The 11,826-nt window shown below is 42.6% G+C and carries 10 protein-coding genes; 6 read left to right on the top strand and 4 right to left on the bottom strand.

Features of this window, described 5'->3' with window-relative positions; translation table 11 throughout:
- Positions 1–24: 24 nt before the first annotated feature.
- Entirely contained in the window at positions 25–573 is a 549-nt protein-coding gene (locus ACAM37_RS02605; protein WP_060994576.1) for a ferritin, read from the bottom strand.
- Between the two features lie 311 nt (positions 574–884).
- On the bottom strand, positions 885–2,171 hold the full coding sequence (locus ACAM37_RS02600) for an MFS transporter (RefSeq protein ID WP_369626473.1): 1,287 nt from the start codon (positions 2,169–2,171) through the stop codon (positions 885–887).
- 350 nt (positions 2,172–2,521) lie between these two features.
- On the opposite strand from ACAM37_RS02600, the gene hisC reads away from it, so the two are divergent.
- Both hisC and ACAM37_RS02590 read left to right on the top strand, forming a co-directional pair.
- On the top strand, positions 2,522–3,646 hold the full coding sequence (gene hisC, locus ACAM37_RS02595) for a histidinol-phosphate transaminase (protein WP_369626472.1): 1,125 nt from the start codon (positions 2,522–2,524) through the stop codon (positions 3,644–3,646).
- A gap of 5 nt (positions 3,647–3,651) precedes the next feature.
- Positions 3,652–3,903, top strand: coding sequence for a hypothetical protein (locus tag ACAM37_RS02590; RefSeq protein ID WP_099808640.1), 252 nt, complete (start codon positions 3,652–3,654; stop codon positions 3,901–3,903).
- A 2-nt stretch (positions 3,904–3,905) separates the two neighbouring features.
- On the opposite strand, the gene ACAM37_RS02585 is transcribed toward ACAM37_RS02590, so the two are convergent.
- Complete coding sequence (locus ACAM37_RS02585; protein WP_369626471.1) at positions 3,906–5,387, bottom strand: anthranilate synthase component I family protein; 1,482 nt, start codon at positions 5,385–5,387, stop codon at positions 3,906–3,908.
- A gap of 105 nt (positions 5,388–5,492) precedes the next feature.
- A complete protein-coding gene (locus ACAM37_RS02580) occupies positions 5,493–6,719 on the bottom strand; it encodes a beta-ketoacyl synthase N-terminal-like domain-containing protein (protein ID WP_369626470.1) in 1,227 nt (408 codons plus the stop codon).
- A 323-nt stretch (positions 6,720–7,042) separates the two neighbouring features.
- Between ACAM37_RS02580 and ACAM37_RS02575 the strand changes: the two genes are divergently transcribed.
- The 4 genes from ACAM37_RS02575 to fusA all read left to right on the top strand — a co-directional run bounded on the left by ACAM37_RS02575 (position 7,043) and on the right by fusA (position 11,708).
- Positions 7,043–7,960: an EcsC family protein gene (locus ACAM37_RS02575; protein WP_369626469.1), complete on the top strand. Its 918-nt coding sequence runs from the start codon at positions 7,043–7,045 to the stop codon at positions 7,958–7,960.
- A gap of 346 nt (positions 7,961–8,306) precedes the next feature.
- Entirely contained in the window at positions 8,307–8,681 is a 375-nt protein-coding gene (gene rpsL / locus ACAM37_RS02570) for a 30S ribosomal protein S12 (RefSeq protein ID WP_007116468.1), read from the top strand.
- Positions 8,682–8,814: 133 nt separating this feature from the next.
- On the top strand, positions 8,815–9,288 hold the full coding sequence (gene rpsG / locus ACAM37_RS02565; protein WP_007116467.1) for a 30S ribosomal protein S7: 474 nt from the start codon (positions 8,815–8,817) through the stop codon (positions 9,286–9,288).
- 293 nt (positions 9,289–9,581) lie between these two features.
- Positions 9,582–11,708, top strand: coding sequence for an elongation factor G (gene fusA / locus ACAM37_RS02560; protein ID WP_353551037.1), 2,127 nt, complete (start codon positions 9,582–9,584; stop codon positions 11,706–11,708).
- The last annotated feature ends 118 nt before the right edge of the window (positions 11,709–11,826 follow it).

Below are 11,826 nucleotides of genomic sequence, written 5' to 3'. Positions count from 1 at the left end.
CAGCTTTTTTTATGATGGCAAAAATTATTCCACCGATTTTTCCCGTGGCAAATCACCTTCTTGAGAAGCTGATGCCATGTCTTTATCCAACTCATAGAAGCTTTGGTTATCCGCCTTATCTTTTGATGCCAAGGCAAATTTATCACGTAGGTTATTGATTAATGCTTCTTCTTCGATTTGTTCTTTGACAAACCATTGTAAGAAATTAAACGTTGCCCAATCGCGCTCTGCCATGGCTTGGTCCACAAGTGCATAGATTTTTTTTGAGTTTTCTAACTCATGTTGCCAGACATCTTCGATACAGGTTTCAAGACTGACAGGGTTGTCACGCGGTGCGGGAATCGCTTCAATTTTAGCTTCGCCACCACGCTCATTGATGTAAGCTAAAAATTTGAACATATGATTACGTTCTTCAGCCGAATGCTTGTAGAAAAAATCTGCAATACCTGGATAATTGTTCACTTCCGCCCAACTGCCTAGCGCAATATATGCCTGCGCTTGTGTGGCTTCTTCCATCATTTGCTTGTTTAACGCTTGTTCCATTGCGTCTGAAATACGTTTATCGTTTGACATATTATTTTCCTCGGATGATTTTTTTTGTGGCTAATTTTATAAGATGGCTAATCTTGACTAGACAACGTTATCACATGAGTTATCTCATGATTGGCTACCAAGATTGGCTATATAGTTGTTAGGGATAAAACAGAGCATTACCAATAATATTGCGGTTAGTTACCGTTAATTGCATTGGTAATGACGCTCACAGTATAGATAAAAAGCTGGCAATAAACAGGATTTTTTACTCAATTTAGCTGAAAGATACACAAGCCTTTAACATAAAAATACCGGGTAAAATATTGAAAGTTATCTTAAACTTTTATTCGCTATTCAATCGCTTTGTTTTGCGTTGCCAACCAACTAAACACACAATTAAGCGCCATTAAAATGGTTAAAAACCCCATCGATAGCGTCCAAGTATGACTCAAGTCTTTAAGCCACCCTGTCACAATCGGACCGGTTATAGCAATGCTATAACCCACGGTTTGTGCCATCCCCGACAGTTCAGCGGCTTGTTGACTATCCTTTGATTTTAAGGTAAAAATCATCATGCATAAGGTAAAAATCACCCCACATCCAAAGCCTGATGCAATACTCCAAACCCATACCCAGCCTTGCAGGGGCAAAAACCCAAAACCAAACACACCCACCAAGTTTCCCACTGCGGCAAGTAACGCTAACGTGCGTAAATTCCACTGACTAGAGACCCATTTGGTCAACAGTAAAATCGAAGGAAAAGCGACCAATTGAAACACCATGCCCACGTTGCCTGCTTGCGCTTTGCTCAGCCCTTTATCAATGAGTAACGAGGGTAAAAAACTGGCGAGCGTATAATAAATTAGTGATTGCAAACCCATAAACGCACTAATCCACCATGCCATCGGGATTTTCCAGACTGATTTTCGGCTTAGTTGTCCTGCTTCGGCAACCGCTTGATTAATGACTTGAGCATCATGGCTGCTAATTTTTTGCCGAAGCCGCAAATGGGCGACCATTAGCCAAGCCGCTACCGCTGCCACAGAGACCCAGCCCCATACCCCCAGTGCAAATTGCCAATTGGACAAGCTGACAAGCCACATCGCAATGCCTGACGCAAAGCCAGCAAACACCGACAAAAACATCGAATAGCTTCCCATCACAAGCCCAATGTGATTGGGGGTGTATTTTTTGATGACGGCCGGGATTAATACATTGCCGAGTGAAATCGCCAACGATAGCAGCACCGTACCCGCTAGCAAAAATCCTAATTGCGGATGCGCCACCCGCACAAAAATACCGATAGCAAGCAAACTGGTTGCCAAAATCATGGTGTTTTCTAAGCCAATCCGCCGTGACAGCATAGGCGCAACAAACGAACTCGATGCAAATGCCATGACAGGAATCGTACCAATCAAACCAATGGTTTTGGTCGTTAACCCCAAATCTTGCTGAACCAGTTTTGCTACCGCACCAAACCCAATAATGGGCGCGCGCATATTGATAGCCAATAATAAAATGGCAATGACTACCGTGATAATTAATGCCTTGGTCGGGGCAGTCGCTACCGAAATCTGAGACGCGTTAGCAGCAGGGTGAATATTCGACTCGCTCGATTGCGACGCTGAGAATTTCATACATCTTCCAAAATTTTAACTAGGTAATCTATTAGCACGGGTGATTTAGTAAGCTTATTTTCATGGGCTTAATTTAACGGGCTTGATTAAAAAGGTTATCTTTTAACACATTCGTCAAGCCAGCGCACGGTTTATTCACATAACGGCTAAAAATTCACTGTCTATCAGCCTTGCTCAACCGTTAGCCCAAATTTTATAATATCAGTGGGCTACGGTAGATAAATTTTTAACTAATTTATGCTACTATGTATTTTTTGTGCCAGCCTTTGGCGGATTGGTTCGGTAAATTGACTTAGCAAATTGACTGGCCACATTGATTTAACACATTGATTATCTTGTAAGGATTTGTCATGGTGGATACGCTTACTTCAAACGCAGATGCAACGCCCGAAATCAACACTCGACTATGGAGCACTTTGATTCGCAACCTAACGCCCTATACACCGGGTGAACAGCCCAAGCATGACAATTTGTGTAAGCTTAATACCAATGAAAACCCTTTTCCACCTTCCCCCAAAGTCGCTGAAGCCATCGCACAAGTTTTGCTCAATCAAGCCGATCATTTAAAGCGTTACCCTGCCCCAGAATCCGATGAACTACGTGCGGTGATGGCACAAGTTTATGATGTAGCCCCCAATCAAATTTTTGTCGGTAATGGCTCTGATGAAGTTTTGGCGCATATTTTTGCTTGTTTTTTTGTCAAAGACCGTTCGGTATTAACCCCTGATATTGGTTACAGTTTTTATCCTGTGTATGCCGATACTTTCCATGTGAATTTGGTGACCATTGCGCTCAAAACCGATTTTAGCATTGATGTTGATGACTATCGCCGCCCTTGCAGTGGCATTATTATTGCCAATCCCAATGCGCCAACTGGGGTGCTTTTGCCGCTGGCGGATATCGAAAAACTCCTACAAGAACATCGCAATGCGGTGATTGTGATTGATGAAGCGTATATTGATTTTGCAGACACAGCCAATGCCTCTGCGGTCAGTTTGATTGATAAATATGATAACTTAGTGGTAACCCAAACCTTTTCAAAGTCTCGCTCATTAGCAGGGCTGCGTGTCGGCATGGCGTTTGCCAATCACTCACTCATTGAAGCATTAAATCGGTATAAAAATAGTTTTAACAGCTATCCCCTAGATCGCCTTGCCCAAGCCGGCGCAGTTGCCAGCTTGCAAGATAACGACTATTTTGTTGCCTGCAACCAAAAAGTCATTGCACTACGCCATGATGTCACTCAAGCTTTGACCCAATTAGGCTTTACTGTCTTGCCTTCACAAGCTAACTTTGTGTTTGCCAAACCACCTGCTTCCATGGGGGAAACCATACAGGTATTTGAGAAACTGCGGGCGCAAGGGGTGATTGTTCGTCATTTTAACAAACCAAAAATTAGCGATTATTTGCGTATCACCATCGGTACGGCAGAACAAAATCAGCGCTTACTAGATACCTTAACAAGTTTGGTTTGACGGCTGTGAGTGACCCTAGCATACAGTTTTATTTAAAATGCCAAAACATTGAAACAGGCGACGTTATTACTTACCGTTTTGCCGAAAAGGTGGATTTGTTGGCATTTGGTCAAACCTTGGGAGATAAAAAACTGGCGATTGTGGATACCCATATCGCCTTTTATGATATTGAGCCAGTGTTTAATCCATTTGATGGCGAAAGCGTGCCCATCAGTGCAGGCGAACTCAATACCGCACTTGATGGCAGGTTGTTGTAACTTTACTGGTGCAATATTTTTAGTAAATTTCCTACTTTATCAAAACATTCTTGGTATTCTGCGTCACAGTCTGACGCAATCGTGATGCCGCCGCCTGCCCACAGACTGACATTACTATCTAAAGCTTGTAGCGTACGAATCAGCACATTCCATTGCCCTGTACCATCAAAATTGAGATACCCCATGGTGCCACAGTAAGCCCCGCGCGGTTTGGCTTCCAACTCATTGATGATTTCTACCGCGCGCTTTTTGGGTGTACCGGTAATCGAGCCAGCCGGCAGACTTTCAAACAATACCGTCCAAGGGCTGATGTCATCTTTGAGGGTGGCAGTGATCGTGCTCACCATATGGTGGACATTGCTAAAACTTTCGATATCAAACAGTTTTGGGACTTTTACCGTCCCAGTCTTGGCATATTTGCCCAAATCATTGCGCAGCAAATCGACAATCATGACATTTTCGGCGATGTCTTTTTCGCTGCTAGCAAGTTCATTTTTATTGGCTTGGTCAGCAGCTACGTTTTGTCCGCGTGGGCGCGTGCCTTTTATCGGTTTGGTAATGATGCAATTTTCGCCTTGCGCGTTTTTTGCAAAGGTAAAAAACAACTCTGGCGAGCAGCTTAGTAACTCGTAATTGCCGAGTGCTAGATATCCTGCAAACGGCGCCTGGGTGGACTGATGCAAGCTTGGCAAATAATCGACCAACTGCTGATTGGATAACTCACCTTGCCAGCACTGAGTAAGATTAATCTGGTAACAGTCCCCTGCTTTTAAATAGTCTTGGATTTTGTTAAAAGCTTGGTGGTACGCAGATTTTTGCCATAAAGGTGACAAGCTAAGCGGCTTTGGTGTAGGAAGGTTGGCGTCACTGACTAAATTATTCAGCCAGTTTTCGATGGTGACGGCTTGCGCCATGGCTTCCTCAGTGGTGGTATGTAAATGCCACTTCCCGTATTGATAGGTCAAATAAATATCATAATGTCCCAAAAATAGTTGCGGCTGATTGGGCGTTAAGTAACTGGCTTCCCCGTGAGTTGCACTTGCTTGCACATGGTTTGCATTTGCTAAATGATGCGCTGATAAATCGTAGCTAATAAACCCCATCAGGCCATCTTGGTAGCCCACATTAGCTGTATGTTGGATAGCAGACTGCTTAGATGATAGCTGCTGGTGTTGATAAGCCTCAAGCACAGCAGTTAATTCGCCAATATCAATACCCTTAGTTGCCCTATCAGTGGCAGTATCAGCACCAGTGTTAATCACAGTATCACAGTACCCAACATCATCGAATGAGCAATTTTGCCGTTGCTTTTGGGTAAGCTGATTTTGAGAATGTATTTCAAAAATTGTTTTGGGCAATAAACCGATAACATTTTGACCTTCGTTATTGAGCCAAATCGGATAGATTGCATGATTATTTGCCGTATTAAACTGCTCTAACAGGGTGATGAGTTGAGAAGGCGCAAGATGTTGTAAACTTGGCATTGAGTACATGCTTTACCTTTATGATTATATTTAGCGTCAAAAAAGCGATGACAATCGGGTAACTGTCATCGCCTATTTTTATCAATTATGACGGTCCATCAGTATTTATTCAACAAACTTTTTGATGATTAAACTTGCATTGGTACCACCAAAGCCAAAGCTATTGGTCATTATAGTGTTTAAATTGACTTGACGCGTTTCACGGACGATATCAAAATCTGTGGCTTTCTCATCCAAGGTTTCAATATTGATATTGGGCGCAATAAAGCCTTGATTGAGCATCAATAAACAATAAATCAATTCTTGCACCCCTACCGCACCCAAGCTATGACCTGTCATTGATTTGGTCGAGCTAATCGGTGGCAACTCACTTCCAAACACTTGGCGAATCGCTTCAAGCTCAGTAATATCCCCAATCGGCGTACTGGTACCATGGGTGTTGATATAGTCAACGGAGTTTAAGCCTGCTTGTTTAAGGGCTTGTTTCATACAGTTGACCGCACCTACCCCACTGGGTGCCACCATATCCGCACCATCAGAGCTTGCACCATAGCCAACAATCTCTGCCAAAATAGTCGCGCCGCGTTGTTTCGCAGAGTCTAGGCTCTCAACCACGACCATGCCGCCACCGCCTGCAATCACAAAGCCGTCTCGATCGGCATCGTAAGGGCGACTGGCGAGTTGCGGCTTGTCATTATATTGTGTGCTCATCGCACCCATACCATCAAACATACAAGATTGTGTCCAGTCTTCTTGCTCGCCGCCGCCTGCAATCACGATGTCTTGCTTACCCAATTGAATCAGCTCCATGGCATGACCCACACAATGCGTTGAGGTCGCGCAAGCTGAGGCAATAGAATAGCTAACCCCGCCAATTTTTAACCCCGTTGCAACACTGGCTGATACCGTACTTGCCATGGTTTTTGGCACGGCCATGGCGCCGACACCGCGCAAGCCTTTTTCACGCATTGCATCAACCGCTGCCGCCACATCGGCACTCGATGCCCCACCCGAACCTGCTACCACGCCGATATTGGTATTGTGAGCAATATCTGTTAATGACAATCCTGCTTGCTCGATTGCTTGTAGCGCACTTAGATAGGCGTATAAACTGGCTTTTGACAAAAAGCGTTTAAGTTTGCGATCGATATGCGAGGTATCTAGGTTATCGTCATCAATACTACCTGAGACACAGGCTTTAAAGCCTTTTTCTCGATAAATTGGATTAAATACCAAGCCTGATTTGCCTTGCTGTAGCGACTTGCTGACTGTGGCTAAGTCATTACCAATACATGAGATAAGTCCTGCCCCTGTGATTACAACGCGCTGCATATACCATTCCTTTTGGTTTAGTCAATTGATGATAAATATCACGCTATTCTACCCCTCTGGATTTCACCTGCCTAGTTTTTCCCAAAAAATGTTACAAAATATTTCTTACACTATGGTATTGATCACAGCTATTTTTAGTTTTCTTGTCTTAACCTAACCTAGCCCAACCTAGTTATATGCGAAACAATCAAACAAATCGATAAAAGATATCATTGTGTAACGTCTCTTTACGCATTAAAGTTGAAAAGTGCGGTCACTTTCTTTACGCTGTTTTACTACAACATTATTTTCCAATAAAAAGCATAATATCAAGGATAACTCTCATGTCAGCCTCTACTTCTATTAGCCGCCGTGTTTTTGAAGCCCTAGGTCACAAATTAGCACAACTGAGCGCAAAAGATACGATACAAACCAAACCATTAGCGGATATTGATTTTGACAGCCTTCAACAAGCATTATCAAATGATAAAAACGCGTTTCATGAACATATTCCCAAACTATCAAAAAAACTACTTGGTGAAACCCCATTTGGCAGCTATACCAAAATGGCGACCTCACTAATCCCCAAGACAAGTTTTGATAAAGTAACGGATGCGGTTTTTTCCCAAGTCGGTAAACTGTCGCAAAATTGGGCGAATTTTGATTTGGCGCGTGATGCGCGTTTTAAAGACAGCTTGGCTTCTAGTGAGCGACAAGCCCTAGCCCGTAGTATTGGCGATCAAAACCGTGCTTTAGCTACCCTAGGTGGACTTAGTAACTTGGCAGGTTTACCAGGTATTTTGGTAGATACAATGTGGTTATTGGCGGTGTGTTTACGGACGATTTTTCAAATTAGTGCAATTTATGACCGTCCGTTGACGGGACAACAAGGTATCGCCATTGCTTATGAAATTTTAGCTAAAGTCGATCTCAATAAATTGCAAGAAAAGCAAACTTTGCTCGCAGGCTTGGGTATATTTGAAGCGATGACCGACCAATCGATTGAAGAATATAGAGCGGCAGTACTTGCCGAAGAAGACAGGCAATCAGCGATGGGGGTATTAACCAAACTAGAAGAAATATCGACGCAGTTTAATATTAACATTGAGCAGTTTAATTTCGGTTTTTTACATAAAGTCATTCCACTCACTGCAGTTGGCTTGGGTACGGCTTACAACAATATTATTATCAATGAAGTGATTGAAATTGCGATGTCGGTATTTGCCCCCGCGCCAAAGTTGACGCATATGACTGAAGAATAACAATAAATAATAACTGAGCTAGAACCAATGCGTTGACTTTTAACCGATAAGTTTCTTAAGGTTTTCAAAGTTAACGCATTGGTTCTTTTAGTTTTGGTCTTTTTTATTTTAGTCTGTTGTGATGTGATTTACAGTGTGCTGGATACCCTGTGTGCTTGATAAACGCGATGTTTGATAATTTGCCTTCCCCTACTTTTTTTAAATTTCTCTAACAATCATCATCTACATCATCTAGGTGATTTTTTAGTTGATAAAACCAACAAAAATCTCTATAATACGCTGTCCTAAAAATAGCTTATTAGCGGTTTTTAGAGATTTTTTGACAACAAACGGGAGAGAGTGCCTTATGGCAACTACAAATCAATTAATTCGTAAAGGTCGCAATACCATTACTGAAAAATCAAAAGTGCCAGCATTAAAAGCTTGCCCACAACGCCGTGGCGTGTGTACCCGTGTATACACTACCACACCAAAAAAACCAAACTCAGCGATGCGTAAAGTATGCCGTGTGCGTTTGACGTCAGGTTTTGAAGTATCAAGCTACATCGGTGGTGAAGGTCACAACCTACAAGAGCACAGTGTTGTACTTATCCGTGGTGGTCGTGTAAAAGACTTACCAGGTGTTCGTTACCATACCGTTCGTGGCGCACTTGACTGTGCAGGCGTAAAAGATCGTAAACAAGGCCGCTCAAAATACGGCGCAAAACGTCCTAAAGCATAATTTTAGCCGTTTTTTACCCCATTTTTTAACATTGTTTGCATAGTTGATTATAGTTTTGCAACACTATGCAGTAAGGCTGGTGAAAAGCAACCGCTTAGCTACCAGACTACCCTGAATACACAAGGAAATTATCATGCCTAGACGTCGTGTCATCGCTGCCCGTGAAATCCTACCAGATCCTAAATTTGGTAGCAAAACACTTGCTAAATTCATTAACCATGTAATGGTTGACGGTAAAAAATCAGTTGCAGAATCAATCGTATACGGTGCATTAGACCGTGTTGTAGAAAAAAACTCGGGCGTTGATCCTGTCCAGTTTTTTGAAGATACGTTAGAAAGAGTTCGCCCAATGGTGGAAGTAAAAGCTCGCCGTGTGGGTGGTGCTACCTACCAAGTTCCTATGGAAGTACGTCCCTCCCGTCGTACTGCATTAGCAATGCGTTGGTTAGTTGATGCGGCTGCAAAACGTTCTGAAAAATCTATGGCTTTACGTTTAGCAGGTGAATTGCTAGACGCGGCTGATGGCAAAGGTAATGCACTGAAAAAACGTGACGAAGTTCACCGTATGGCTGACGCAAATAAAGCGTTCTCACACTATCGTTTCTAATTGATACTGATTGCTATCACCTAGGTAGCAATTAGCTTATAATAGATAGATGATATTGGGTGACTTGAAGTTTGCAAATTTAGCCCAATATTGCATATTGAAAAAGAAGCTTGTCATGCATTTGTCATGGCAAGCTCTTATCATACAGCACTTATGTCAAGAGTAAGGCTTTCTTTTATCTAGTTGGTTGTCGATCTTTCAATCAAACGTTAAAACTAATTATTATTCATTTTAAGACATAACTGTTTATTGATAATGGAATAATTTTAATCTTTAGTCCTTAGGAATTAACTATGGCACGTACAACACCCTTGAATCGCTACCGTAATATCGGTATCTCTGCACATATTGATGCGGGTAAAACGACAACAACTGAACGTATTTTGTTTTATACAGGTAAAAACCATAAGCTAGGTGAAGTGCATGAAGGTGCTGCAACCATGGACTGGATGGAACAAGAGCAAGAGCGTGGTATTACTATTACCTCAGCGGCAACGACTTGTTTCTGGTCTGGCATGGCGCATCAATTCCCAGAGCATCGTATTAACATCATTGACACCCCCGGTCACGTTGACTTCACCATTGAAGTAGAACGTTCAATGCGTGTACTTGACGGTGCCTGTATGGTTTACTGTGCGGTTGGTGGTGTACAGCCTCAGTCAGAAACAGTATGGCGTCAAGCGAACAAGTATAAAGTACCGCGTCTTGCGTTCGTAAACAAAATGGACCGTACAGGGGCAAACTTCTTCCGCGTTGTTGACCAAGTAAAACAACGTCTTGGGGGTAACCCAGTACCTGTAGTTGTGCCAATCGGTGCAGAAGATACTTTTGAAGGGGTTGTTGACCTTCTAGAAATGAAAGCCATCATTTGGGATGTCGCTTCTCAAGGTATGAAATTTGAATACGCAGAAATTCCTGCTGACTTAGCTGATACCGTCGATGAATGGCGTAACAACATGGTTGAGGCAGCTGCTGAATCTTCAGAAGAGTTGATGGATAAATACCTAGAAGAAGGTGATTTATCACGTGAAGATATCGTAGCAGGTTTACGTGGACGTACCCTAGCGGGCGAAATTCAACCAATGCTTTGTGGTACGGCGTTTAAAAACAAAGGCGTACAACGTATGCTTGACGCGGTTATCGAATTCTTACCAGCACCAAATGACGTTGATGCGATCAAAGGTGTGTTAGATGACAAAGCTGAAACTGAAGCAACTCGTGAATCATCGGATGATGCACCATTTGCTGGTCTTGCGTTCAAAATTATGAATGACAAATACGTGGGTAACTTAACTTTCGTACGTGTTTATTCAGGTGTTGCTAAACAAGGTGATTCTGTTTATAACCCAGTGAAAATGAAACGTGAGCGTATTGGTCGTATCGTTGAGATGCACGCTAACTCACAAAAAGAAGTGGATGAAGTTCGCGCAGGTGACATCGTTGCATTTGTAGGTCTAAAAGATGTAACAACGGGTGATACCCTATGTGACGAAAACAATATCATTACGCTTGAGCGCATGGAATTCCCAGATCCTGTTATTTCATTGGCAGTGGAACCAAAAACCAAAGCTGACCAAGAAAAAATGTCAATCGCGCTTAACCGTTTGGCAAAAGAAGACCCTTCATTCCGTGTTCACACCGATGAAGAATCTGGTCAGACTATCATCAGCGGTATGGGTGAGCTTCACTTAGAAATTCTTGTTGACCGTATGAAACGTGAGTTTAGCGTTGAAGCCAACGTGGGTGCACCACAAGTAGCTTACCGTGAAACGATTCGCACTACCGTTGAACAAGAAGGTAAATTCGTACGCCAAACTGGTGGTCGTGGTAAATTCGGTCACGTATGGTTACGTCTTGAGCCACTTGACACGGCTGACGGCAAAGAATATGAATTTGCTGAAGAAGTTGTTGGTGGTGTGGTACCAAAAGAGTACTTTGGTGCAGTAGACAAAGGTATTCAAGAACGTATGAAAAATGGTGTTCTTGCAGGTTACCCAGTCGTTGGTATTAAAGCAACACTGTATGATGGTTCATACCATGACGTTGACTCAGATGAGTTGTCGTTCAAAATGGCAGGTTCAATGGCATTCCGTAAAGGCTTTATGAATGCAAACCCTGTTCTACTTGAGCCAGTCATGAAAGTAGAAGTTGAAACACCTGAAGACTACATGGGTGATATTATGGGTGACTTAAACCGTCGCCGCGGTATGGTGCAAGGTATGGATGACATGTTTGGCGGTGTTAAACAAATCCGTGCTGAAGTACCACTAGCCGAGATGTTTGGTTATGCAACCCAATTACGTTCAATGTCTCAAGGTCGTGCAACCTACTCAATGGAGTTTGCAAAATACGCTGAGACACCGCGTAACGTTGCTGATGAAATCATCAAAAAATTCACTCATAAAGATGATGACGAATAAATTTGATGGGTAATTTGATTGTTAAAACCAGTCAAATTCTTCTATCCTATTCGACACTGAAAAAAATTATAAGTTAGCTAATTTGACCTGTTAAATTTAATGGGTCAAATTTTCATAA

Source organism: Moraxella sp. K23, assembly GCF_041154765.1.
In the GTDB taxonomy this organism is placed as follows: Bacteria; Pseudomonadota; Gammaproteobacteria; order Pseudomonadales; family Moraxellaceae; genus Faucicola; species Faucicola tetraodonis.
This window is presented reverse-complemented; position numbering and strand designations above follow the sequence as displayed.